Origin of the sequence: Desulfogranum mediterraneum DSM 13871 (assembly GCF_000429965.1) — a bacterium.
Classification (GTDB): domain Bacteria; phylum Desulfobacterota; class Desulfobulbia; order Desulfobulbales; family Desulfobulbaceae; genus Desulfogranum; species Desulfogranum mediterraneum.
On sequence record NZ_AUCW01000004.1, the window covers coordinates 266,129 to 292,177 of the forward strand.

Annotated in this window: 20 protein-coding genes and 1 tRNA gene; 4 read left to right on the forward strand and 17 right to left on the reverse strand. The window is 56.4% G+C overall.

Going from position 1 to position 26,049, the window contains the following annotated elements; genetic code table 11:
- Positions 1-33: 33 nt before the first annotated feature.
- The 10 genes from G494_RS0102740 to mutY form a co-directional block, all read right to left on the reverse strand.
- On the reverse strand, positions 34-2,271 hold the full coding sequence (locus G494_RS0102740; protein WP_028583298.1) for an ATPase, T2SS/T4P/T4SS family: 2,238 nt from the start codon (positions 2,269-2,271) through the stop codon (positions 34-36).
- Positions 2,272-2,401: 130 nt separating this feature from the next.
- Positions 2,402-3,655, reverse strand: coding sequence for a sensor histidine kinase (locus G494_RS21605; protein WP_084456313.1), 1,254 nt, complete (start codon positions 3,653-3,655; stop codon positions 2,402-2,404).
- 14 nt (positions 3,656-3,669) lie between these two features.
- The gene (locus G494_RS0102755; protein ID WP_028583300.1) at positions 3,670-4,341 is read right to left on the reverse strand and encodes a GTP-binding protein; all 672 of its coding nucleotides are present in this window, start codon (positions 4,339-4,341) and stop codon (positions 3,670-3,672) included.
- A 627-nt stretch (positions 4,342-4,968) separates the two neighbouring features.
- A tRNA-Gln gene (locus tag G494_RS0102760) sits at positions 4,969-5,042 on the reverse strand.
- An 80-nt stretch (positions 5,043-5,122) separates the two neighbouring features.
- Positions 5,123-5,929 carry an AmmeMemoRadiSam system protein B gene (gene amrB, locus G494_RS0102765; RefSeq protein WP_028583301.1) on the reverse strand — a complete coding sequence of 269 codons (807 nt, stop codon included), beginning with the start codon at positions 5,927-5,929 and terminating at the stop codon, positions 5,123-5,125.
- A gap of 245 nt (positions 5,930-6,174) precedes the next feature.
- On the reverse strand, positions 6,175-7,638 hold the full coding sequence (gene cysS / locus G494_RS0102770; protein ID WP_028583302.1) for a cysteine--tRNA ligase: 1,464 nt from the start codon (positions 7,636-7,638) through the stop codon (positions 6,175-6,177).
- 89 nt (positions 7,639-7,727) lie between these two features.
- Positions 7,728-8,954: an AmpG family muropeptide MFS transporter gene (locus tag G494_RS0102775; RefSeq protein ID WP_028583303.1), complete on the reverse strand. Its 1,227-nt coding sequence runs from the start codon at positions 8,952-8,954 to the stop codon at positions 7,728-7,730.
- A 262-nt stretch (positions 8,955-9,216) separates the two neighbouring features.
- Positions 9,217-9,804 carry a PilZ domain-containing protein gene (locus G494_RS0102780; protein WP_161629926.1) on the reverse strand — a complete coding sequence of 196 codons (588 nt, stop codon included), beginning with the start codon at positions 9,802-9,804 and terminating at the stop codon, positions 9,217-9,219.
- Between the two features lie 216 nt (positions 9,805-10,020).
- Positions 10,021-11,538, reverse strand: coding sequence for a sigma-54 interaction domain-containing protein (locus G494_RS21610; RefSeq protein WP_051305302.1), 1,518 nt, complete (start codon positions 11,536-11,538; stop codon positions 10,021-10,023).
- A 314-nt stretch (positions 11,539-11,852) separates the two neighbouring features.
- Positions 11,853-12,956 (reverse strand): A/G-specific adenine glycosylase, encoded by a 1,104-nt coding sequence (gene mutY / locus G494_RS0102790; RefSeq protein WP_051305304.1) that lies wholly within the window; start codon positions 12,954-12,956, stop codon positions 11,853-11,855.
- A gap of 458 nt (positions 12,957-13,414) precedes the next feature.
- Between mutY and G494_RS0102795 the strand changes: the two genes are divergently transcribed.
- A complete protein-coding gene (locus G494_RS0102795; RefSeq protein WP_051305305.1) occupies positions 13,415-14,608 on the forward strand; it encodes a TIGR03790 family protein in 1,194 nt (397 codons plus the stop codon).
- A gap of 3 nt (positions 14,609-14,611) precedes the next feature.
- Here the strand turns inward: G494_RS0102795 and G494_RS0102800 are convergent, their stop codons facing one another.
- Together G494_RS0102800 and G494_RS0102805 are read right to left on the reverse strand one after the other, a co-directional pair.
- A complete protein-coding gene (locus G494_RS0102800; RefSeq protein ID WP_028583307.1) occupies positions 14,612-15,019 on the reverse strand; it encodes a PGPGW domain-containing protein in 408 nt (135 codons plus the stop codon).
- A gap of 9 nt (positions 15,020-15,028) precedes the next feature.
- Positions 15,029-15,622, reverse strand: a complete 594-nt coding sequence (locus G494_RS0102805) for a nitroreductase family protein (protein WP_084456318.1) — start codon at positions 15,620-15,622, stop codon at positions 15,029-15,031.
- A gap of 195 nt (positions 15,623-15,817) precedes the next feature.
- On the opposite strand from G494_RS0102805, the gene cdaA reads away from it, so the two are divergent.
- From cdaA to glmM, 3 genes are all read left to right on the forward strand, one after another.
- On the forward strand, positions 15,818-16,630 hold the full coding sequence (cdaA, locus tag G494_RS0102810) for a diadenylate cyclase CdaA (protein ID WP_028583309.1): 813 nt from the start codon (positions 15,818-15,820) through the stop codon (positions 16,628-16,630).
- The gene (locus G494_RS21615) at positions 16,627-17,574 is read left to right on the forward strand and encodes a CdaR family protein (protein ID WP_051305307.1); all 948 of its coding nucleotides are present in this window, start codon (positions 16,627-16,629) and stop codon (positions 17,572-17,574) included. The genes cdaA and G494_RS21615 overlap by 4 nt, the downstream gene beginning before the upstream one ends.
- A gap of 229 nt (positions 17,575-17,803) precedes the next feature.
- A complete protein-coding gene (gene glmM, locus G494_RS0102820; RefSeq protein ID WP_028583310.1) occupies positions 17,804-19,153 on the forward strand; it encodes a phosphoglucosamine mutase in 1,350 nt (449 codons plus the stop codon).
- A gap of 130 nt (positions 19,154-19,283) precedes the next feature.
- Here glmM and G494_RS0102825 read toward each other — a convergent pair whose 3' ends face one another.
- From G494_RS0102825 to G494_RS0102845, 5 genes are all read right to left on the reverse strand, one after another.
- Positions 19,284-20,474 carry a pyridoxal phosphate-dependent aminotransferase gene (locus G494_RS0102825; protein WP_028583311.1) on the reverse strand — a complete coding sequence of 397 codons (1,191 nt, stop codon included), beginning with the start codon at positions 20,472-20,474 and terminating at the stop codon, positions 19,284-19,286.
- Between the two features lie 75 nt (positions 20,475-20,549).
- The gene (locus G494_RS27860) at positions 20,550-21,389 is read right to left on the reverse strand and encodes a DnaJ domain-containing protein (RefSeq protein ID WP_028583312.1); all 840 of its coding nucleotides are present in this window, start codon (positions 21,387-21,389) and stop codon (positions 20,550-20,552) included.
- A 65-nt stretch (positions 21,390-21,454) separates the two neighbouring features.
- Positions 21,455-23,212, reverse strand: a complete 1,758-nt coding sequence (gene ftsY / locus G494_RS0102835; RefSeq protein WP_028583313.1) for a signal recognition particle-docking protein FtsY — start codon at positions 23,210-23,212, stop codon at positions 21,455-21,457.
- Positions 23,212-25,587 (reverse strand): endopeptidase La, encoded by a 2,376-nt coding sequence (gene lon, locus G494_RS0102840; RefSeq protein WP_028583314.1) that lies wholly within the window; start codon positions 25,585-25,587, stop codon positions 23,212-23,214. The genes ftsY and lon overlap by 1 nt, the downstream gene beginning before the upstream one ends.
- 2 nt (positions 25,588-25,589) lie before the next feature.
- Positions 25,590-26,033 carry an Hsp20/alpha crystallin family protein gene (locus G494_RS0102845; protein WP_028583315.1) on the reverse strand — a complete coding sequence of 148 codons (444 nt, stop codon included), beginning with the start codon at positions 26,031-26,033 and terminating at the stop codon, positions 25,590-25,592.
- Positions 26,034-26,049: the final 16 nt, after the last annotated feature.

Consider the following 26,049-nt stretch of genomic DNA (forward strand, 5'->3'; position numbering starts at 1 on the left):
TACCTGAGATAAAGCTCGACTCTGCGACCCAGCTTATACCTGGGGACCAAGTACCCGATGCACTTCAGCGACCGTGGTCAGACCTGCATGGACCTTGTTTCTGGCATCTTCAATCAAAAAAGGCATCTTTTCCTGCTCCGCTGCCTTGCGGAGATTGACGATACTCTGGCCCGCAGAGAGTTGGTCGACGAACAGATCGCTCATGATGAGCAGTTCATGGATCGGCAGACGCCCCTCAAAACCGTTGCCATGGCAATGTCGGCAGCCTTTCCCCTGGTAGGTCTTCAGCTTTGGAGTTGCAAAGAGGGGACCCAGTCGACTGAGTTCCCTCGGAGAGACCTTCACCTCCTCCCGACAATGGGGACAAATTTTTCGCACCAGACGCTGGGAGACAATTCCTTTGAGCGCCGAGGCGATGATATAGGGCCGCAGCTCCAGATCGATAAGCCTGGCAACAGTTTCCACGGCAGAATTTGTGTGGAGGGTTGAAAACACCTGGTGCCCGGTCAAGGCTGCGTTAAAGGCAACGCTGGCCGTCTCTGCATCCCGTATCTCCCCAAGGAGTATTACATCCGGATCCTGCCTGAGCGCTGAACGCAAAACAGAGGCAAAGCTCAAGCCGATCTTTTCCCGGATAGGTACCTGTGAGGCGCTATCAAAGTAATATTCGATCGGGTCTTCAAGGGTTATGTAATTCTTTTCGGGGCTTACATTGTGCTGAAGCAGGGAGTAGAGGGTAGTTGTCTTGCCGCTGCCAGTTGGCCCGGTTGCCAGGATGATCCCCTGGGGGACATCGATGAGGTTGAATACCTTTTCCAGGTTGGTCTTGGAAAAACCCAGTTCATCGACCGTGTGAATGGCTGCATTGCGATCAAGCAGACGCATCACCACCTTCTCTCCGTTCATGGTGGGCAAGGTGGAAATTCTCATGTCCACTATCTTCAATGGCGTTTTTACCGTGATCCTGCCATCCTGAGGTTTACGCCGCTCGGCAATATCCAGCTCTGCCATAATCTTGATCCGGGAGACCAGCGAACTGTGAAACTCCAGGGGAATATGAATCTTGTCCGTCAAAATCCCATCTGAGCGGTAGCGCACCACAACACTTTTCGCCTTGGGTTGAATATGGATATCGCTGACCTTGTTGCGCACGGCCTCGATAAGAATGGCATTGACAAGGCGAATAGCCGGCGGTTCTTCCGTACTGCGCAACAGCTCGGTGAGAGAAACATCCTCCTCTTCTTCGATAATAATTTCAATCGCATCAAAGGGATCGACAAATGTGGCCACGGTTTCCATATCTTTAAAGGAAACAGCGGTTGATGCCTCTCCGTAGACAGCAGTAATTTTACTCTCCAGGGTTGTCAGGTCTGCGAGTACGGTCTCGATCTGCAAGCCAGTGATAAAGCGAAGATTGTTGATCATATCAAAGTCTGTCGGATCGGCGGCGGCAAGCAGGAGTTTCTTTTTACCACGCAGCTTGAGCGGAAGCACCAGATGGCGCATACAGAAAATTCGGGGAATCAGCTCGGTGACTCGCGGATCGACCTGAATTTCATGGAGGGCAACCTCTTCGAGACAGAGCTCTTCTTTCAGGATCCTGTGGATCTTTTTTTCGCTTACCCATCCTTTCTCCAGGATGACCTGTAACATCGAATTTTTTTCACGGGTCTGGAGTTGATACAGTTTCTGTACCTGATTATCGGTGATGCAGCCGTGTTGCTGGAGCATGGAGGGCAGCTGGCTCTTACTGATCATGGAGAGTTTAGACAGGGCTTCCATTTCCTTGCTCTGCCTGGTGTTGATATCGAGAAGCTCCTTGTTCTTCTTGATAATGTCAAACTGCTCCAGAGCAAGCGCCACCGTAACCCGAAGATCGTCATCCTGGGCGGGTTTCAGGATAAAACGATAGACTGCGCCATCTTTAATTGCTCCGATTATGGCTGAGGTATCTGCATGACCCGTGAGCATGATCCGGATGGTATCCGGATAGACTTCCCGTACCTTCTGAAGCAATTCGGCTCCGGTCATTCCGGGCATCATATGATCAGAAATAATGAGCTGAAACTCTTTTCTCCTCATAAGCTCAAGAGCTTCCCTGGCACTGGAAGCCGTTTCTATCCTGTAATTTTCTTTACGAAAAACTCGCCTCATAGAGTCAAGGATATGGGGTTCATCGTCCACTATCAGGATACGATAGGCCGGAGACTCCTTGCCCTGCTCCGGGCCCTGGGATGTCTCTCCGGTAAAAAAAGAAGTGTAATCAGCCATTGGCTCTATCTGCGTTTTTTTGTTTATCGACAGGTAAAAGGGGAGGGTCCAGTTGGCAGCCTTGCCCATCTTGGCAAAGGACTACAGTCCAGCTTGAGCGTGATCGAAAAATCTCATAGTTCAGAGTAGATTACAGCTGTCCACCACCCCGCTGCTTGTGCCCCCTGCTGTTATTGATCTCCGGATCCACAGGGAGGGAAATCGTAAAGACAGAACCTTTGTCCGGCTCGCTTTGCACCTCAACGGTGCCTTGGTGCGCCTGGACAATATCATGGATAACACTGAGCCCCAAACCAGTTCCCTGACCTACTTCTTTTGTGGTAAAAAAAGGTTCAAAGATCCGCGCCAGGTGCTCCTCCTTAATGCCAATACCCGTATCGCCCACGCTAATGCAGACCTCGTCTTGGCTGGCAAAGGTGGTGATCGTCACCTTGCCCTTGCCTTCAATGGCCTGAATACCATTCTGAATAAGGTTGTAGAACACCTGGCCAAGATAGGAAGGATAGCAATAGATCTCCGGAAGATCCGAAAACTTGACAACGAGCTCTACCTCTTTTCCTATCTGCGGCTTGAGCATTGCCAGGACCGTTTGCAGACGCCTGTTGACATCATCCCTGGTCAAATGCTCCCGATTAATATTGGAAAAGACCTTCAGGTCAGAGATAATGGAGGAGAGTCTTTTAACACCATCAAGACAGGAGTCAAACAGCACCGGGAAGTCGGTTCGGATAAAGTCGATATCTTCTTCTTCCCAGGCATCATGGACGGCCTCAAGATCACGGCCATGGAGCACGGCAGTGAAGAATAGATCCAGACTCTGCAGATAGTCCTTGGCAGCAGTCAAATTATGCTGAATAAAGGCTAAAGGTGAGTTGAGTTCATGGGCTACCCCTGCAGCCAACTGGCCAACCGAGGCCAACTTTTCCGATTGATAGATCTTTCTCTGCGCCTCTTCCAAAATTTTAACCTGCTGCGCCACCTTCTCTTCCAGTCTCCCTGAAAGTTCTCTGTATCTTTGCTCGGATTTTTGCAGCTCCCTGTGTTTTTCCTGCAGAACCTCATAATCAGAAGCTATGGTTTCCAGATGAAGCTCAGAGGCCATACGATACTGTACGGCTTCCTTCAGCAGAATCAGGATAAGTTCAGCACCTGCCCGAAGTTGGTCCAACTGGGCCGATGGGGATGCAAGGTAAGCGATTGGCTCAAGCTCCCAGAGTATCTCAACATGTTGCGCATCAGGATCTGGGACTGTCTCCAGGTCAAGCAGAACAACCTGACAACCCAAAAGAGCAGACAATGCCTGCTCAATCCTTTTCATTTTTTGGACGGAGAAAATTTCCTTCAGGGTAAATTGTCGGTCAAAACGGCTGGCTGACTTTTTCATTATGCATTCGCCTGTTAGCGCTCGGTTTCCCTGGAGTGGACATCCCCCATGATCGCATGAATAAATTGCTCCGCGCTCATACCATGGTTGCTGGAGAGGCCATGCTCATGATCCAGTTTCGGATAGAGTTGGATAAGGAGTTGCTCAAAGGTCGAAAGGACACCGTGGCCGGTCAGGGCAACAGAAAAGACCAGGGGCCAAGGTGCACTGCTCCAACGCGAGAGGATCTCTTCACGGGATAAGATATGGTCGAGATCTCTCTTGTTGAACTGAACAACAATGGGCAGGCTTTGAAAATCCAAACCAACCCTTGCTGCATTCTCAGAGAGATTCTGAAAGGATTCGCCGTTGTTGATGACTTGGTCCACCTGTGAATCTGCGACAAAAACAACACCGTCGGCCCTGGAGAGCACTGCTTTTCTGGTGGCATCATGCTGCACCTGTCCCGGAACCGTAAAGAGTTTCATCTTCACCAACATGCCAGAGGGAGTTCTAAAGCCAAGGGGGAAGAGATCAAAAAAAAGGGTCCTGTCGTCTTTGGTCTCCATGGTCATCAGCTCTCCGGAAAGCTCAGGCTGAAGATGGTCGTGAAGACAGATCAGATTGGTGGTTTTACCGCTCAGGGCCGGACCGTAATAGACAAGTTTTATAACGAGTCTGGATAGATCATCAGTTATACTACTCACGTTTCATTCACCCAATACGGATTCTGTTAAAGGCACCTTAGCTGCAGAGCAGAACAGTGGGCTTGGCAGATAGTATCAGCGAACAGGGCGGGAATCTTGATTATGGAGAGCCCTTGTTCGATGGCCAAGCAAGCGCGGACTCTGAGCATTCGAGAAAATTTGGCCAGTCACTCCGTTGATATTTCGAGCATAACTTTTCGTGTATAATGTCGCACCTGGGCTCAATGGCACCTATTCAAAGGCCTTTCAACAAATTGTACGCTGCTGGTTCCCTCCTGTCAAATCAGCCAGTTGCCATTTCCAGCCGGAGAGAGAAAAATCGATAGGCAAACAGCAGGCGGCAGGCTCTGGTAAGCCTGTATCGGTCCACAAAGGAAGAGAATGCACTGAAGGTACAAAAGAAACAGCATCGAACTCCCATACCTTGCGACAGGCTCAACATGAGTGGGGTGGTGGGGAGAGTTATAACGGGACAAAATTTGCCGGCAGCTGAAAACAGAAAAGCCCCTGGGTAATCCCAGGGGCTTTTCTCCTACTCTATCTCTACCTTATCGAAAATCGTATCAAAACACCTCAAGACATGTACAACCTGCCTTTACCTGATTTCCGTTAAGTGATTGTTTTCACTGGCTGGGGGACAGGGATTCGAACCCCGATAAGCGGAGTCAGAGTCCGCTGTCTTGCCTTTAGACCATCCCCCAGCAAGAAGGTGAAGGCGAAAATAGATGGTTTTGAGCTTCTTGTCAAGGAAAATGCGCAGCAAATATCACTTCACAAATATTCAACTCACAATCAAGCCGGCATAGCCAACGACCTGGTCGGTATCCCCGCTGACCTCGCCTGAATCGGTATAGTGCACCAACTCTACCTTGGAGGCACCAAGCTCCTTGGCAGCAAGTAAAACAATGGTTGTGGGTAACACCCCGCACATGGTGATGCCGCGCTCTCCAACGACCCGATAGAGGCCCTCGGGATCAAAGGCCAACATTCGCTCAATGGCCAGTCGGTCCTGTTCGCTGGCCTGCGCTCTGGGCTTATAGTGGGTCATGTCGGTCGAGGCCACCATCAGCACCGGTTCGCCATGGTCCTGAATCGCCTTGGCCAGCTCTTGGCCGACCTGCCGACAGAGCCCGTAGGAGACCTGGGAGACGGCCAGGGCCACGAGCCTGAGATCAGGCTGCTGAGCCTGAAGAAACGGTACCTGCACCTCCAGCGAGTGTTCCCGCTCATGGGCCAGATCATCGCTGACAATCGCCGATGAAGCTGCCAGCAGACGCTCTGACAAGGGGCGATCCCGTGGCACCTCGCCAAGGGGCATGGACCAGTCTGCAGCGGAGAGGGCCAGTTCAGCTCCCTGACCATAGTGATTAGGCCCCAGGATCACCACGCTCTCAGGCACGGTAACCTGAGCCACGGTCAGGCCCGCCGTTGCCCCGGAATAGACATAGCCGGCATGGGGAAGAATGATCGCCTTGGCCGGACGCCTCACCTTTTCCGGGACCTGCGGTATCAGTTGCCCCAGAGCCTGCTCTAAGCGTGCCGGGTCCCCTGGGTAGAATCGATCGGCAGCCGCTGGTTGACGTAACATATTCCCTCCGCTTGGCTGAAGGCCGGCATGAACGATGTGATTGTCCAAGCCAGCCTGAACTGATTGCGCTGCTCACCCTGGCAGCACCACGCCTTCTTCACCTGCTCCCCCGCTCTACAGTTCCCACGCTCTTTCAGGGCTGAGCCGGTACAGCGGCGCCATGACCGGTGTTGGAAGAGCAAGACCCTCCGGGCAGGCAGCCACCGTTAGCTTAAGCTAGCGCCAAGGTCTCCTGGTTTCAGCTCCTACTTCCTGATATCCCAGACCGTACCACCCGGTCCGTCCTGGAGGACGATATCGACCGCCAGCAGCTGGTCTCGGACCTGATCGCTGGTGGCCCAATCCTTTGCAGCCCTGGCAGCATTCCGTTTTTCGATCAGTTCGGCGATATCCTCCTCGGACAGATCCGTCTTCGCCAGCACCTGGGCCCTTTTCTCTGCCATCACCCCGACAGGATCACGCTGGAGGATACCTACAATATCACCTAGCTGCCGGATCTTCGCAGCAGCCTCCTCCAAGAGGATGCAGTCCTCCTGATGCATCTGGGCGCCGGAAGTACGTAAAATCTTGTTAACGAGCTTGACCGTCTCAAAGAACTGACCAAGGGCCTGGGCCGTGTTAAAATCATTATCCATGGCCCGCTGGAAGCGAGTCTCCAGAGATTCGAGCTTTTCCCGATCCTTGCCGCTCACAACCGAGCCCTTGGCTTCCGCCGCCGGAGAGAGCTGAGCCACCTGGGCCAGACACTCGTAGATGCGGTCCAAGCCCGTACGGGCATCCTCAAGGGCGGCCTGGGAGAAATCCAGGGGATTACGATACTGGGTGGAGAAGATAAAGAGCCGCAGCTCCTCGGCGCTATACTCCTGGAGCACGTCGCGGATGGTCAAAAAGTTGCCCAGTGATTTGGACATCTTCTCGTCCTTGATGGTCACAAAGCCATGGTGCATCCAGAGGTTGGCAAACTCCAGCCCCGAGGCCCCGCAGCTCTGGGCGATCTCATTCTCATGGTGGGGAAAGATCAGATCCTTGCCCCCTCCATGGATATCAAAGGTATCTCCCAAATACTTCCTGCTCATGGCGGAGCACTCGATATGCCAGCCTGGTCTCCCCTCCCCCCAAGGGCTGGTCCATTTCGGCTCCCCGGGCTTGGCCCCTTTCCAGAGAACAAAGTCCATGGGATGTTCTTTCTGCTCATTGACCTCGATCCGTGCTCCGGCCTGCATATCTTCAACGGAACGCCCGGAAAGCCTGCCATAGTCGGCATAGCGATTGACCCGAAAGTAGACGTCTCCTCCGGAGGGATAGGCCATCCCCTTGTCCACCAGGAGCTGGATCAGCTCGACCATCTCCTGGATATGTTCGGTGGCCTTGGGCTCCAGATCCGGACGGAGGGTACCCAGGGCATCCATATCCGTATAGAACTCATCGATAAAGCGCAGGGCCAGAGCCGCAGCATCCATATCCTGCTCACTGGCCCTCCGGATGATCTTATCATCGATATCGGTGAAGTTACGGACAAAGGTCACCCGGTATCCCCGGTAGCGCAGATAACGTACCACCATATCAAAGACCAGGGCTGAGCGGGCATGACCGATGTGGCAGTAATCGTAGGATGTGATGCCGCAGACATAGAGCTTGACGTGGTTGTCTTCGATGGGCTGGAGCAGTTCTTTGGAACGGGAGAGGGTATTATATATACGTAGGGACATGGGATATCCTGATATCTGAGAAATGATCAATAAGCTATAGGTAATGCAGACCAGCTGAATTGCAACACCCTAAAGAGGCGATCGCCGACTTAAGGCGACTGTTGCGAAAGTCCGGAGACCCAATGTAACAGAAACAGACCGGGAATGGCAACCACTGTGCAACAGCCGAAGAAGATGACCCACCCCATGGATTCTGCCATATAACCGGTGGGAGCGGAGGCCAGCACCCGGGGGATCCCCATCAGGCTGGACAACAGGGCATACTGGGTGGCGGTAAATTTTTTATTGGTCAAGGAGGCCATATAGGCAACATAGGCGGCAGTCCCCATCCCTCCGCTCAAATTCTCAAAGGCGATCACCCCGGCCAGCAGGGAGAGGCTGTTACCCAGGAGTGCCAGCAGGACAAAACCTGCAGTGGAGATGGCCTGCAAGATCCCAAAGAGCCAGAGACTGGAGATGATGCCGACCCGGAGGATGATGATCCCCCCAAAGAGCCCCCCCAGGATCGTGGCCCAAAAACCAAAGAGCTTGGCCACGGCACCGATCTGGGTCTTGGTAAAGCCCAGCTCAAGATAAAAGGGGATGGTCATGGTGGAGGCCATCTGGTCGCCCACCTTATAGAGGAGCACAAAGAGGAGGATAAGGAGGGCGCCGTTGCGGCTGAAATACTCGGCAAAGGGCTGGAGCACAGCCTCCTTGAAGGTCTTTGGGCTGCCTGCGCCAACCTCTGGCTCGCGACAGCTCAAAGTCGTGACCAGGCCGATCCCTAAACTGGCTGCCATCAACAGATAGACCTGCTGGAAGGAAAAGAGGTCAGCCAGGATCAAACCGCCGCTCCCTGCCAGGAGCATCCCCACCCGGTAGCCGTTCACATAGAGAGAACTGCCCAGACCCAGCTCATTATCAGCCAAGTCTTCCCGGCGGTAGGCATCGACGACGATATCCTGGGAAGCGGAGAAAAAGGTGACCAGGAGCGCTGCCAGGGCTACCAGCCAGGGATCTTTGCCGGGGTCTGCCATCCCCAGCCAGACCAGGGCCCCCATCAGCAAAACTTGACACAAGAGCAGCCAACCTCGCCTGCGCCCCAAGAATGGCAGGGTGAAACGATCAAGCACCGGCGCCCATAAAAACTTCAGGGTATAGGGCAAACCGACCAGCGAGAAGAGGCCGATTACAGAGAGATCCACCCCCTCCTCTTTCATCCAGGCCTGGAGCACGGAGAGGGTAAGCAGGAGCGGGACCCCGGAGGAAAACCCCATGAGAAAAGAGACCAGCATGCGAGGGGAAAAAATTTGATGATACAAGGCTATCGACATGGCATCCAGTTGATGTTTAATGGGATTTCCAAGCTAACACCTTCTGGGGATACTATGCAAAACAATAAAACATTACCACCCTCTGTTCAGCCCTTTTCAAAGGATGAGATTGGAGGCACCGGCCCTGGAAGAGGGGGGAGCAGGAGAGCTACGACGGCCTCAGGCAGGTGAGGAGGCATTCAAGGGGCGCCCCTCGTTCCCGGGAGGAGTCTGCCCGGAAGAGACCTTGCCCCGGGACAGCCGTGAGAGCAGAGAACAGCTGTTAGACAATCACTCTCCTCAGACAGGGGTTGACCTGGCGGCAGGAATCGGCATCGGTGAAGGCCACCCCATAATAAAAAAACGGCGTTTCTTTAAAGGGTTTTGCCCAGACAACCTTGCCATTGCAGACTGCAGAGTTGTGCTGATCCTTAAAAAAGATGGTGAGTTCGGAGAGGATCGGGAGTTGTACGCGGGTTTCAAGACGGATACCGCCCGGGCTCAAATCAACGCTCCAGGCAGCCTCATCCTGAACGACCCCCTTGTACTTACTTTCCGCCTTTGTGGAAAAAGAAACATAACTCCTGAACGGAGTGCGCAGGTAGCGGCGCCTATTCCGGCCCTGGCCTGTCAGGGAGTCCTCGATTCTCTGGAGTTGCAGGCTTTCCTGGTAGTAGGCACAGGAGGTAAAAAACGGGGTCTCACAGTAGGTTAGGATATGTTCTGTCGACGGCAGGAACAGGCCATCTTTCACAAAGAGGCAACTCTGGGTTGATTGAGACCAGTAGGGGCAGCGGTCGCACTGGGGCGTGGATTGCGGTTGCCCCTCAGGGGCATTGACTGTTCGACGGGGTGGTTTGCGCTTAGCCATACCACTACTATGCAAAATATGATCCAGTACAAACAGAAGGAAAGATCCTGCTTCCTCTCTCTCCTCCCACTTCCCTGTTGCAGCCTCGCAGACGCCGCACACCATAAACCGCCATGGCTGCGACCCCAGGGGAGGTCGACTCGGCAACCAGCCACCCCGGTCACCACCGGAACGCTCTCTCAGCAAGACTCCGGCAAGGGTATCAAGGAGGGGGTGCTAGATACTCTTTTTGATCTGTTTAGCGGAAATCTCATACCGTTTCATCTTGTCATAGAGGGCGGTCTTGCCAACCTTCAGACTGGCAGCCGCTGTGGCCACATTTCCGCCATACTTTTTCAGGGCCTGGGTGATCACCTCGCTCTCAAAACCAGCCAGGATACTCTTCAATGATTCGCTCCCCAGCTGCTTCTCCAGATTTATCGCCTCCTGGAGCGGCTCTTCTGCCTGCAGGTTCTGATCAAAAAACAGATCCTTTTCCGTGATCATCTTACCCTTGGCCATGAGCACGGCCCGCTGGATCAGGTTTTCCAGTTCACGAACATTACCTGGCCAGTCATGGAGCAAGAGGCGATTGATGATCGATTTGGGGACAAAATCAATATCCTTTTTAAAGGCATCACGGTAATGATTAACAAAATGAGAGACCAACTCGACAATATCTTCCTTACGTTCCCGCAGCGGGGGCATGTCGATGTTGATGATATTGAGGCGGTAGTACAGATCCAGCCTGAACTTCTTTTCTTTCACCGCAGCACCCAGGTCAACGTTGGTGGCAGCGATCACCCGGACATCAACCTTGACCGGTTCGGTGCCTCCCACTCGCAGGATCTCGCCATTTTGGAGGACCCGCAACAGGGAGGCCTGCATCCTGGGACTGATATCCCCAATTTCGTCTAGAAAAATGCTGCCATGGTTGACGATCTCAAACTTGCCTACCTTCCGACTGGTGGCACCGGTAAAGGCGCCCTTTTCATAACCAAACAGATCCGACTCCAGGATGGAATCATTGATCGCATTACAGTTGATCTTGAGAAAGGGCTTGTCGTCACGACTGCTGATCCCCTTGATCAGGTTGGCGGCCAGCTCCTTACCGGTGCCCGACTCCCCGGTGATCAGGATGGTGGCGTCAGAGCCGGCGACCTGATGGATCATCTCCCGCATCTCCCGCATCTTGGAGCTGGAACCGATCATCTTATCGGCACGGTGACGATGACCAAGCTGGCTCTTCAGACTGTTGACCTGCCTGGAGAGTCGCTGGCGCGTCTCCTCACTTTCCTGGAGTTCGGTAATTTTACTCTGGAGGATATCTTCTATGTTGGTATTAAAGAGCAAGAGCTCCTGCTCATGGGCCTTACGCTCGGTAATATCGCGCAGCACCAACATCAGGAGCTGTTCGCCGCTATAGCCCACAAAGGGTACCGCGGCAAACTCCACCGGCACGGAATCGATCATCGCTTCCATCTGGTTGTTCTGAGCCGGATCTTCCCCCCTCTCCCCCTCTTTGCCCAGATTCCGAAAACAGCTGGTACCCACCGCCCGCAGGTCAGCAATCAACTGCTCTGAGCAGCTTTCGCCAAAACGAAGTTTGGCGCTTCGATTCATGTATTCAACACAGCCGCCCTCATCCAAAAGAAAAACCAACTCAGGCATAGTGTCCAGCAGGGTCCGCCAGTTGGTGGCCAGACGATCCACCTCATCCTGGGTATTGAGATACGTCGGTTTGTCAAGTGTCAAGGATGCACCAATGAATGAGTTAACTCCAGGGTACCTTAAAAAATGAGATTTTTCGATCAAGTTCAAGGCGCGCGATAAATTTCACCGCAGGCATATATTTGATATTCCAAGGATAAAATTTTGAGTGCAACGCCGAGATTGGAAGAAAAAGCAATTTTTCAAGGTGGCCTCCATCTAATAACCTCTCCCATTTTCAGGATAGCATGGTTTATCCAAACATACAATTTTTTTCCGGCAAATCGAAAAAACAGAACAAACAGGAGCTCCAACCAACTAAAAAACCGTCACTTTACCCCAGCAGGCGCTTTTACCCATTATCCGGAATCACCTTCCTGGAGGAGTTTCTCCACCAACTGCCGATGCCCGGAGGGGAAGGGATAGTCGAGCAGTTCTGCCCTGGTCACCCAGTTATGGCCGGAGGCCGCATGGAGAACAGGCTCCGAGTCCGGATCAACCAGTGTGCACCAGAAACTGTGCAGGGTCACACGATAGCGGGTATAGTAGTGGACCACGACCTGAAAAGGAACCGGCTCAATCACCTCCCACTCGGTCTCCTCCCCTATCTCTCGAACCGCCGCCTCTGCCGGAGTCTCACCCTCCTCCAACCTGCCTCCGGGGAATTCCCACAGCCCCCCCCAGATATCATCGCTCAAACGCTGTTGAATATAGAAACGGTCTCCCCTCTGGAGCAATCCACAGGCCATGGTGATGTCAATACGCCGCTGACGTTTTCCGGATACTGGTCGCAGTTCCACGGTCCCCCTGGCATGAGCTGCGCACCACGGCTTCAGGGGACAGGGAGCACAGTCAGGACGTTTCGGGGTGCAGACCAGGGCACCGAACTCCATAAGCGCCTGATTCCAGCTGCGCGGATCGCCCTGATGGAGCAACCCGCTGGCCAGCTGCTCGAGCCGTTTCCTGGTCTTGACCAGCTTCAGGGGGGTATCGATATCGACCAGCCTGGAAAAGAGCCGCTCCACATTGGCATCCAACAGGGGTCTGGGCTGATTAAACCCTATCGAGACAATGGCCGCAGCCGTATAGGGACCGATACCGGGCAACTCCAGCAGCTGCCCATAGGAGTCGGGGATCTCGCCTCCATACTCCTCAACCAGAAGCACTGCCGTACGCTGGAGATTCCTGGCCCTGGAGTAGTAGCCCAAGCCCTCCCAGGCCTTGAGCACCTCCAGCTCCGGAGCCCGTGCCACCGCCTCCACCGTGGGGAACCGTTCAATCCAGCGACAAAAATAGTCCACCACCCGATCCATCTGGGTCTGCTGTCCCATGATCTCGGAAATCCAGACCTGATAGGGGTGATAGTGCTCCCGCCAGGGAAGAGGCCGACCGGCCTGTTGAAACCAGTGCAACAGCCTCTGCTGCAATGGTTCGAGATGATTAAATATTATTTCAACACTCATTATCGGATCACCACAGAGACAAAGGGTAAGGGGATTCTACCCTGTTCACGCTCAGATCAGCGGCCCAGCTGAAAAATTCTCCACAGAGATCTACTCTCTCCGGGACAGTTCTGCCAGTAAAACAGGAGTAAAGAGAAGAGAGTCCCCCTTCGCCCTAGCCGGTACAGAGAGAACAGGGTCCTGCGCTCACCGGGAGTCGCCGTGGGAGCAAACGCAGCAAAAAGAACCATTCGGGTCTGGCTCGAAGCACCCTCCGGGGAAAAAGATTTTGTTCTCTTCCGGATTAGTGGTATGGACAAAGAGAGAGCGCACTGCCTACCAGCACGTTTGCTGCTGCCCCGGCCCAGCCACGAGAGACGACCATGCCCATTTTCCCGACCTTACCATCAGCACCATCATCAGCTTCAGCAGCTTCAGCGAACCCAGCACCACCGATTCTGGCCCCCCTCCTGCTGGTCATGGGCCTGCTGCTCGCAGGCGAGGCGCTCGCCCTCTCCCCGGGAGAGGTGGTGGTCATCGCCAACAGCGAGGACAAGGCCGGTCTTTCCCTGGCACACTACTATCTCACCCAGCGCAAGATCCCGCCGGAGAACCTGATCACCATCCAAACCGCCAACCAGGAGAGCTGCAGCCGGATCGCCTTTAATGAGGAGATAGCGAAGCCGGTACGGCAGCAGCTCAAAGAGCTCCTCAAGCAAAAACGGATCAGATGTCTGGTGACCGTCTACGGCGTTCCCCTGAAGATCAGGGCACCCCTCCTCAGCCAGCAGGATCAGCAACAGCTGCAGCAACTGCGGGAGGAGCGCGACCGGAAGCAGCAAGCCATCGACCAGGATACCCCCCAGGATGCCCCGATCCGGCAACGCCTGGCCGCCCTCGCCCGTCGCATTACCCTCCTCGCCCGCGGAGACAGCCAGGCCGCAGTGGACTCCGAGCTGGCCCTGGTCCTCAGCCCTGAGTACCCACTGGATGGCTGGCTACCCAACCCCTACTTCCTGGGCTTTCAAAAACTCGACACCCTGTTGAAACGGGACCAGGTACTGATGGTCAGCCGCCTGGACGGCCCTGACCCTGAGACGGTGCGCCGTCTGATCGACGAGGCGATCGACACCGAGAAGAACGGCCTCAAGGGCAGCGTCTACCTGGATGCACGCTGGCCCAGGCCGGAACAGAAAGAACTCAGCGGCTATGCCCTCTACGATGCGGCCATCCACACCACGGCCAGACGCCTCCGGGAACAGAGCGATCTCCGGGTCGTGCTCAACCAGGAACCGGCCCTGTTCCAGCCGGGCAGCGCCCCGGAGGCCGCCCTCTACTGCGGCTGGTACAGCCTGGCACGCTATATTCCGGCCTTTACCTGGGCCCCGGGGAGCGTGGGCTACCATATCGCCAGCGCGGAATGCTCCACCCTCAAGCGCGCAGACTCCCAGGTCTGGTGCAAACGGATGCTAGAAGAGGGGGTCGCTGCCACCATTGGCCCGGTCTATGAGCCCTACGTCCAGGCCTTCCCCCTACCGGACATCTTCTTCCCCACCCTGGTCGAAGGCTACCTCTCCCTGGGCGAGGCCTACCTGATCAGCCTGCCCTACCTCTCCTGGCAGATGCTCCTGATCGGCGACCCGCTCTACCAACCCTTTCAGCCAAAGGATTGAACCTCATGCCGAATCCTGGGGAAAACTGAACTCCTCTCTGCCGCCCCGACGACGGATCCAATTCAGGGCCTTGCGGATCTTTTCCTGGTCCACCAACCGACGAATCAAGCGCTGTTTCCCGGGAAAATCCATCACACAGATGGCCAGCAGGATGGTCAACAGCCCCTGTCCCGGTAAAACCAGCATGATCACCCCGGCAGCGAGCAAAAACAGGCCGATACCGTTGCGCACCACCAGGATACAGCTCGCCCTGAGGGGATGACAGCGCCGCCTCTGCGCCAGATCCTGCCAGTGGCGGATAAAATAGTCGGCTGCCAGCCGGTTGATCATCCAGGGCACGGCCAGCAGACTGCCCACAAAGGTGAGCAACGAGCCTATCCCTACCAACTGCAACAGCTGAGCCGTAGACACACCGGCCCCTTAAAAGGTGGGTGCCACCAGCACCTCAGCCAGAGAACGCTTAGGCACGTGGTGGCCCTGCTCCTGGTCGCGCCAGTAGCGGATATCACCATCAACACCGACCTCTTCCAGGGTCACGCTCTCCGCAGGATAGCCCAGGGCCAGCACCAGCAGCACCGAGAGCGGCTCCTCCAACTGGACGAGCCGGTCGATCTTGGCGGGAAAGGCGCCGATCCGACAGCCAGCCACCCCCTGCTCGGCCGCAGCCAGCAAGATATTCTGGCTGGCAATACCGCAGTCAACATGGGCCTCATGCTCGGCGCCCTTGAGCAGGCTGCGGTCAAGCAGACAGAGGATATAGGCCGAAGGCCGCTCACCGGCCACCGGCCCCTGCCAATCTGGGAGGTAGCCGGCCCAGCCCAGCAGGGGAAAGAGCTGCTCACGTTGCCGGGATTCGCTCACCACCATGTACTTCAACACCTGAGCGTTGCGGGCAGAGCCACCCAGACGGGCAAGATCGACCCACTCCCGGAGCCGTGATTCTTCGATAAGTCGCTGCTCCTGAAAACGGCGAACGCTCCTGGTCGCTGCGACCAAACTGGAAATGTGCATCATCCTACTCCTCTGAAAAAAAATTGTGGGCCGCCGGCCGGAACAAGATGGCTGACGACGCGGTGCATCTTACCGGGATTTCCCGGGAAGAACAGAACAAAATCAATTTTTGGCCCTGCCTTCGATTCTCCTGTTCATTTCGGCGCTAACATGATAAATTTATTATATTCATAACTCACCTCTATCTTCTTGATTTTAATGCTCGACACCCTCGTTTCCCTACGCTGGCAGGATTTTGTTGATATCCTGATTGTCTCCTTCATCATCTATCGCATCATGCTGCTCATCCGCGGCACCAGGGCGGTGCAGATGCTTGCCGGTATTGCAGTCATCATCATCGTCTACTTCATCTCCGGCAAGCTCGATATCCTCACCCTCCACTGGCTGTTTAAAACCTTTCTCAGCTCCATCCTGCTGGTGATTATCATCGTCTTCCAGGCCGATATCCGTCGAGCCCTGACCCAGATGGGGAAGACCCCCTTCCAGAAATCCGACGACGTCGATCACCAGGACATCGAGGAGATCGTCCGGGCCGCGACCTATATGGCCAAACGAAGAATCGGCGCCTTGCTGGTGATCGAGCGGGAGACCGGCCTGCGCGACTACATCGACTCCGGCTTCCGGCTGGATGCCCGGCTCCGTTTTGAGCTGCTGGTGGCCATCTTTCTGCCCTCTTCCCCCATGCACGACGGCGGGGTCATCATCCACCAGAGTCGCATCCACAGTGCCGGCTGCCTGCTGCCCCTCTCCCAGAATACCCGCATCGACAAACGCTACGGTACCCGTCACCGGGCAGCCCTGGGGCTCTCGGAAGAGACCGATGCCATCATCATTGTGGTCTCGGAAGAGACCCAGGAAATCTCTCTGGTCAAACAGGGCCGCATCGCCTCCCTCCACGACGAGAAGGCCTTGAACTCGGCCCTTCGTTCCATCCTCCGCCGCAACAGCTCCCGCAACACCGGCTGGAAACAGTGGCTCTCTCTCCAGAAGACTCCGGGAGAGGAACGATGAGATCACCTTTTTTTGAACTCCTGGCCAAACACTGGCACCTGAAACTGCTCTCCCTGATCATCGGCGCCAGCCTCTGGTACTTTGTAGTGGGTGAGGATCAGATCGACATCACCATCAATGTTCCCATCGAGATCCACAACCTGCCTCCTGACCTGGTGATCGCCAATCAGTTCAAAAAGGATATCGAGGTCTCCATCCGGGGGCCGCGTCGGATGATCCAGGAGGTGCGCCAGCACAACATCTCCAGGCCGGTGGACCTGACCCAGGTAGAGGCAGGAGCCATCGTCATCACCAATGACGGCGACTCCATCCCCTTTCCCCAGGGGATAACGGTTCAACGGCTGCAACCCACCAACCTCACCCTGCTGGTGGATCAGCTCAGCGAGAAGGACTTTACCATCAATGCCATCACCGAGGGGGAACCAGGGGCCGGCTATACCCTGCGCTCCCTCACCCTGGACCCGAAACAGCTCACCGTGACCGGGCCCAAGTCCTTCCTGGAACAACAGAGCGCCCTCAACACGGTGGTGATCAACCTGGACGGCCTGGCCCGTTCCACCAAGCTGCAGGTCCAGCTCGATCTCAGCCCCAACATGCTCAGCCTCATGGGCGAGACCGTGGTCACGGTCAGCCTGGAGGTTGCAGAGAACATGCTCACCAAGACCGTACGCGGTATTCCGGTGAATGTCCGTGATGCCGAGCAGCCCATGAAGACCGAGCCAGGCATGGTCACGGTGGAGGCCAATATCCCGGAGAACCTGATCAGGGACACCCCTGAGTTGGCCATGCTCTTCCGGGCCATGGTCAGTTCCAAATCCTTGCCAGAGAGCAAGGGGCTGGTCCAGGTAAACGTCAACGGCATCAATGTCCCGGGGCATCCGCCGATCTCGGTGATCACTGTGAAGCCTGATCAGGTCCGCCTGCTGCCCATAGCAGAACCATAATCCCCGGCTCCCTTGAAAAGGTGCTTTTTCTTCCAATCCCTGCCTTATGGCAAAAATTTCATCCTCGGAATATCCGTTGTATGGTTGCGGTAAATTTTCTCCATGCCTTGATCTTGATCGAAAAATCTGATTTTTCAACGTACCCCCTGTCCCCGCTGTCATGACCCACCGTTTGCCTTCCGCTGCAGAGGGACAGCTTTATTCGACTATTCATACTTGAGGAGTATCCATGCGTAAACTTTTTGGCACCGATGGTGTTCGCGGGGTGGCCAACACCTATCCCATGACCACGGAAATCGCCATGCAGATCGGCCGGGCCATCGCCTTTGTCGTCAAAAACCGGACCAAGGGCAACACCATTGTCATCGGCAAGGACACCCGCCTCTCCGGCTATATGCTGGAAAATGCCCTGGCCGCCGGAATCTGCTCCATGGGGGTCAATGTCCAGGTGGTCGGACCGTTGCCTACCCCGGGGATTGCCTTTATCACCACCTCCATGCGGGCCGATGCCGGAGTGGTGATCTCGGCCTCACACAACCCCTTTCAGGATAACGGCATCAAGATTTTTTCCGGTGACGGCTTCAAACTGCCTGATGCCACGGAGGCCGATATCGAGGACCTGATCTTTTCCCAGAAGATGGCCGCCCTGCGTCCGGTGGCCGACGAGGTGGGCAAGGCCTCCAGGATAGATGACGCCAAGGGGCGCTACATTGTCTACCTCAAAAATACCTTTCCCAAGAAGTATACCCTGGATGATTTCCATATCGTGGTGGACTGCGCCCATGGGGCCACCTACAAGGTTGCCCCCCATGTGTTCAGTGAACTCGGCGCCAAGGTCACCACCCTGGGGGTTGAGCCCAACGGCAAGAACATCAACCAGGATTGCGGCGCCCTCCATCCCGAGCTGATGGCGGAAAAGGTCCGCCAGCTGGGTGCCGACATCGGCCTGGCCCTGGATGGGGACGGGGACCGTCTGATCGTCTGTGACGAGAAGGGGGAGATTGTTGACGGTGACCATATCATGGCCATCTGCGCCGCCGACCTGCTCAGCCGAAGAAAACTCAAGAAGAAGACCCTGGTGGCCACGGTGATGTCCAACATGGGCCTGGAACAGGCCATGACCGGCCTGGGCGGCTCCATGATCCGCTGCCAGGTGGGAGACCGCTATGTGGTGGAGGCCATGCGTGCCAAGGGCTACAACTTCGGTGGCGAGCAGTCCGGTCACCTGGTCTTTCTCGACCACAACACCACCGGTGACGGTATCCTGGCCGGACTGCAGTTGCTCTCCATCATGATCAAAAAGAAAAAGCCGCTCTCCGAGCTGGCCACCATCATGACCACCTATCCCCAGGTGCTGGAGAATGTACGGATGTCCTCCAAAATCGCGCCGGAGCAGATCCCAGGCTTTTCCGAGGCACTGGCTGGTGCCGAACAGCAGCTGGGCAAGCGGGGCCGAATCCTGGTCCGACCCTCGGGGACCGAGCCGGTGATCCGGGTGATGACCGAGGGCGAAGATCACCAGGAGATCGAGACCCTGGCCCTGGAACTCTGCGACGTCATCCGCAGGGCCGACCGCTGAGCCGTCCCCACCAGCTCACTCCTCCCCACCAGTCACCCCCGGAGCTCATCTGCTCCAACTTGAAAAAAAAAGCCAAGCCCTGCATTCGCAGGGCTTGGCCTCCGGTGCCTCACGCCTCTCCGAGCGGCAATCAGCCGGCCTGCTGGCGAGCCGTAGCCATGGCCCTCTTAAAGCCGTCGGCCGCCTTGTTGATCACCGCCTCATCCACGCAGAAGGCCAGGCGGATATAGCCGGGCATCCCGAATCCCCGTCCCGGAACGGCCAGGATCTTCTCCTCCTGGAGCAGGCTGCAGAATTCCACGTCATCGATGGGTACCCGAGGGAAGAGGTAAAAGGCGCCCTTGGGCCGCTCATAGGAGAAGCCGGCATCATCGAGGACCTTGCAGAAGGCATCCAGGCGCCGGGCATAGATGGTGGAGTCGATGGAGACATCCTGGAGCTGGGCCACTGCCCGCTGCATCATGGCCGGGGCATTGATAAAGCCGAGGATGCGGTTGGCCAGGGTCAGGGCATTGATCACACTCTGTTTTTCCGCCATCTTCGGGTTAAGGGCGATATAGCCGATCCGTTCCCCGGGGATGGAGAGCTCCTTGGAGTAGGAAGAGGCCACGATGGAGTTGGTGGTGGCGGTCATCAGGGCAGGGACCTCATGGCCGTCAAAGACGATGTTGCGATAGGGCTCATCGCTCACCAGGTAGATGGAGCTGCAGAAGCGTTCACCGGCCTTATCCAGCAAGGCCCCCAGGCGGCCCAGTTCCTCGGCAGAGTAGATCTGGCCGGTGGGGTTGTTGGGGCTGTTGATCAGCACCACCTTGGTTCGGTCGGTGAGGGCCGCTTCGATGGCGCCCAGGTCCAGGTTAAAGTTTTCATCGGCATCCACCACCTTGACCACCCCGCCGTGGTTATCCACATAGAAGTGATAATCAACAAAAAAGGGCCGGATGATGATGACCTCATCACCGGGATCCAGCAGGGCTTTGAAGATCACGTTCAGGGCACCGGCAGCACCGCAGGTCATCAGGATATCACCGAGCTCCAGCTGCACATCCTGGTCCTTGGAGAGTCGGGCGGCCAAGGCCTCGCGGACAAAGGGGTAACCACCGTTGGGCATATAGCCGTGGCTGCCGGCCGTCTCGTCATCGATCAGCTCCTTGAGGGTCTCGTTGAACTGCTTCGGCGGGGGGACGTCGGGGTTACCGATGCTGAAATCAAAAACGCTGGCATCACCATACTCAGCCTTCAGTTTGGCCCCCTCTTCAAACATCTTCCGAATCCAAGAGGATTGTTCGGCAAACTGACTCATCTTTTTGGCTACTGTCATCTGCTTGTCCTTTGCTAATATACGCTGTTGGCTGTGCTTAGCTCTAAGCACAGGGTTTCTTCAGGATTGGTTATTTCAAGGTACCTTATACTTCTTCTTCAGGTGATCATAGGCTGCGTTGATCTCTTTCATCTTCTCTTCAGCCACCCCCTTGAACTCATCACCGAGGTGTCCCACCTTGTCGGGGTGGTACTGCATGGAAAGCTTGCGGTAGGCCGATTTAATCGCCGCAAAATCAGCCCCTGACTCCAGGCCCAGCACCGCATAGCAGCGTTCATCCAGGGCAGCACCGCTGGTGGCCTCCTGGCGCTGACGGTAGGTATACTTGGCCTCACAGGTACGCTGGTCATAGCTGGAAATCTGGAGATACTCGGCAATGCGCCTGGCCAGCTCCAGTTCGGCAGCTACTGGTGGTTGTTTGGTATAGATGATCTGATAGATCAACTCAAGCAGAATCAGCCGCGGTTCGTAGGCAAAGGTGTTGCGAAACTCCTCCAGCAGCTGTTCCATCTCATACTCTGCATCCCTGGCCTCCTTGACCAACTGCTTCACCCAGTACATCTGGTCCTGGTTGTAGCGGAGGTTATGCTGGAAGAAGTTGAGGATGGTGTTGAGCTCGGCCCGGGTGAAATGACCGTCGTCCTTGGCGATTTTTACCAGGATATGGACCAGCAGGTAGACGAAACGGTTATGGGATTCGGTCTGGGAGGCCTCATAGGTGGAAACCCGCTGGCGCACATAGTAGGAGAATCCCCAGAAGGCCGCCACCAGGAGCAGCACCCCAAAGATACCGGAGAAAAAGAGAAAACCGAGAAAGTTCAAGAGGGCCGGAGCGCCGCCGGTCACCAGTAAAAGCAAACCGATGATCAGCAGGCAGCCGCCGCAGCCGGGTTGATTATGTTGTCTGTATTCCATGGAGATTGGTTTGTTCTGGATGAAGTCGGCGGGGGGTTGACCGGCGCCGGCAGGAGTATGGGTGGTTAGGCCTCTTCAGAGACGGCAAAGAGGGCGTCGACAAACTGGCGGGCATCAAAATCCCGGAGGTCGTCCACCTGCTCACCAATGCCGATGAAACGGACCGGGATCTGGGCCTCACGGCAGATATTGGCCACGATCCCGCCCTTGGCCGTGCCGTCAAGCTTGGTCATGGCCAGACCACTCACCTGGACCGCGTCTTGAAACATCCGCGCCTGGATGAGGCCATTCTGACCGGTGGTGGCGTCCAGCACCAGCATCACCTCATGGGGGGCACCGGCAAGTTTTTTACCGATCACCCGTTTGATCTTCTTCAGCTCTTCCATCAGGTTGACGCTGGTATGGAGGCGGCCGGCGGTATCGATCAGAATGACATCATAGTCGTGGGCGAGCCCGTATTCCATGCCGTCAAAGACCACCGAGGCAGGATCTGAGCCCGGCTTCTGGGCAACCACCTTCACCCCGACCCGGTCTCCCCAGATCTTCAGCTGATTGATGGCTGCAGCCCGAAAGGTATCCCCGGCCACCAGCAGCACCGACTGGCCGGAACGGACAAACTTGGCTGCCACCTTGCCGATGGTGGTGGTCTTCCCCACGCCGTTGACCCCGACCACCATGATCACAAAGGGGCCTTTTTCGGGCATGACCAGCTCGGCCGGCTGGTCCGATTCCTCGATATAGGAAAGGATGCGTTCTCTGAGTACGCCCTTCAGGGATTGGGGATCACTGAGCTTGTCACGCTTGACCCGCTTACGGGCATCTTCCAGCAGATCCATGGTCGTGGTCACCCCCAGGTCGGCGGTGATCAGCACCTCTTCCAACTCGTCAAAGAGCTCCTGATCGATCTCCTTGCGGCCAAGAAAGAGGCTGTCCAGTTGGTGGACAAAGGCGTCCCTGGTCTTGCCCAGTCGTTCCTGGAGACGCCGGAACAGGGAAGGGGAAGCTTGCACCTCCCGGGCCGGCTCCTCATCCACCTGCTCCTCGAACTCCACCTCGGCTACAGCTTCCTCGCGGGCAGCCAGGGCCGGCTCTGCAGCCACGGGGGGTTCCGGCAATTCTTCCTCCCCAGGCTCCACGGCTTCAACCTGCAGACGGGCTGGCTCCTCCTGGACCGGCTGCTCCTCTTCAGAGATGGCCGGAGACGGTGCTTCCTGCGCGCCCGGGAGAGTGGTCTCAAGCTCGGGCTCAACAGCGATCGGTTCAACCTGGGGAGGGGCCTCCTCCTGCTCCCCTGCATCTGGGGCAGGGCCAGGTATGTCTTCTGCATGGGGCTCCACGACAGCGTCTCTGCTCTCCAGGGCAACCGCGGCTTCGCCTCCAGGCTGCTCCTCTACCCCCTCTTCTTCCCGGAAAACGGCCGAAGCCTCGGCAGGTGGCTCCGCAACTGGCGGCTGCCCGGCCTCAAGGCCGGGCGCCACCCGGGGGGCTTTCTCCTCCACCGCAAGGAGTGGCTCCGGCTCCTGGGGCGGCTCTTCAAGCTGCTGCTCTTCAGGCGGCACGGCTTCCGCCGCAGCCGGAGGTGCTGCCGCTGCTGCCGTTGCTGCCGCTACGACCTGCTCCGATTCCTCCTCCGGGCCGGACTCTGCCGTTCCTGGCTCCTGGTCCACGCCGACCGACTCCCCCCCAGGAGCCGCAACCGCTTCCGGGGGTTCCGGAGCCGCCTCGGCCAGCGCTTCGCCGGCAATCTCCTGCGACTCTTCCTGGGCCTGTTCGGGCTCAGCCTTCTTTTTCCTGCCAAATTTCTTCTTAAACCATCCAAGCATCAGCTATCCGCCTTTCTTTCTATTGCAATTTTAAGAGCTTCACTAATAGTGAGAGGGTAGTGAAAAATCACCCCCTCACGAATATCCTCTGGGATCTCCAAGACATCCTTTTCGTTGAGGGGAGGCAGGATCAACTCCCTGATCCCGGCCCTGAGGGCTGCCAATACCTTCTCGCCGATCCCACCTACGGGCAGGACATCGCCGCGCAGGGTAATCTCGCCGGTCATGGCCACGTCCTGGCGTATCGCCGTTCCGGTGATCACCGAGACCAGGGCAGAAACCATGGCCACCCCGGCAGAGGGGCCGTCCTTGGGGATGGCCCCCTCCGGCACATGGACATGGAGATCGATGGTGGAGAACAGCTCCTCATCGATGGCCAGATCCGCGGCATGGGACTTGATGTAGGTCAGGGCCGCGGTGGCCGACTCCTTCATCACATCCCCCAGCTTCCCGGTCAGGGTCAGTCCTCCCCTGCCCTTCATGCTGGAGGTCTCGATAAAGAGAATCTGGCCCCCCACCGGGGTCCAGGCCAGGCCGGTGGCCAAACCCGGGCCCCAGGTCCTGGCCTTCATCTCGGCAAAGTAACGCAGGGGTCCCAGGAAGGTGTAGAGATCCTCTGGGTTCACCACCGTCTTTTCGGTCTTGCCCCGGGCAATGCCGGCGGCCACCCCCCGGCAGATGGAGGCGATCTCACGCTCCAGGTTACGCACCCCTGCCTCCCGGGTATAGGAGGAGATCAGGGCATCGATGGTGGCCTCAGGGATCTCCAGGTCATCTCGGCTCAGGGCATGGGCCTCCAGCTGTTTGGGCACCAGATGCCTGCAGGCAATGGCCGCCTTCTCCTGCTGGGTATAGCCGGAGAGTTCCACCACCTCCATCCGGTCACGCAGGGGACCGGGGATGGTATCCAGGACATTGGCCGTGGCAATGAACATCACCTTGGAGAGGTCAAACTCGATATCCAGATAATGATCGGTAAAGGTGGAGTTCTGTTCCGGATCAAGGACCTCGAGCAGGGCCGAGGAAGGATCACCGCGGAAATCGTTACCCAGCTTATCCACCTCATCAAAGAGGAAGACCGGATTGTTGGCCTCGGCCCGCTTCAGGCTCTGGATAATCCGTCCCGGCAGGGCACCGATATAGGTCCGCCGGTGGCCCCGGATCTCGGCCTCGTCCCGGACCCCGCCCAGGGCGATGCGAACGAATTTCCGATTCATGGTCCTGGCAATGGACTGGCCCAGGGAGGTCTTGCCCACCCCTGGAGGACCGCTGAGACAGAGAATCGGCCCATGGATGTCTTCCTTGAGTTTCCGTACCGCCAGAAACTCGAGAATCCGCTTCTTGATCTTTTTCAAGCCATAGTGATCCTGGTCCAGATCCTTTTCAGCCTGATCCAGGTCCAGGGTATCGGTGGTGGAATCCATCCAGGGCAGATCGAGGATCCAGTCCAGATAATTCCTGGAGACGGTGTATTCCGGAGAAGAGGGGGAGATTCTGTCCAGCCTGGCCAGTTCCTTTTCCGCCACCTCCTTGGCCTGCGCACTCAGCTCCTTGGCACCAATCTTCTCCCGCAGCTCCTTGATCTCGACCTTGTCCTCCTCACCCTCGCCCAGCTCCTTGCGGATGGCCTGGAGCTGCTGACGGAGAAAAAACTCGCGCTGCCGCTCATCCATGTCTTTCTTCATGGACTTCTGCAGCTCCTGGCTCATCTCCACGGTCTCCATCCGGTCGTTCAACTCCCGGGTCACCCTGGTCAGGAGCTCCTGGATATCTTCGATCTCCAGGAGCTCCTGCTCGACTTCTATCTTGAGGTTGAGCTGCGAGCTGACCAGATAGGCCACATAAAAAGGATTTTCCAGGGTGTTCACCGTGGCCACAAGTTCCTGGGGGAGCTCGCTGGCATGGACCAGTTTATGAAACTGACTGCGGATGTTTAAGAGCAGGGCCTCCACCTTCTTATCTTCCACCAGCTCCATGGGCACCTCGCTGACCCTGGCCCGCAGGTAGGGCTCAGACTCCAGGTACTCCTCAATGGCGACCTTGCGGGTGCCGCTGACCAGGACCTGGTAGTAGCCCTGCTCGGATTTACTCAGCTTATGGAGATAGCCCACCACCCCGACCCGGTAGAGATCATCCTGGCCCGGGGAGTCGCTGTCCGTCCCCTGCTCCTTCCGGCTGGGCACCATGGCGAACATCCGATCACCCAGGAGAACATCGTCGATCAGCTGTTTAGACGAGGCACTGCCAATCTGCAAGGGAAAGCCCATCCCGGGATAGAAGACAAAACCCTGAAGCGGGAGAATGGGCAGAGAGTCCGGAACCTCGAGTTGACTGGGATCAACCTTTTTCTTTTGGATGCTTTGCTCGTTTTCCATATCTATTCTCCAGGAGTTATCCGTATATTGACTTTACCCTTTTTTACCCGCTTGGGCAGGGTAACCACCAGGATACCGTTGGTATAGGTTGAGTCAACCGCCTCAACATTCACCATGGAGGGCAGCACCACCACCCGTTGAAACTCGCCCAGCTCGATCTCCAGCTGATGGATACAGGCGATGGATTGCTGGGCCGGCAACTGGCGTTTACCGCTTATCTGGAGGTGCTGCTCATCAACGGTGACCTGGAGCTGGCTGGGATCGACACCGGCAAGATCCACATAGACATACAGCTCGTTTTCCGCCTCATAGATATCCACCGGAGGCTGCCAGCAGCCGCTCTCCATGGGCATCATCCGTGAGATCGACATACTGCGCAGCATTCGACCGGTCTGCTGTTGCATCTGTTCCAGTTCCTGAAAGAGCTTCTTACTGAACGGATCCATGTATCCCTCCACACAT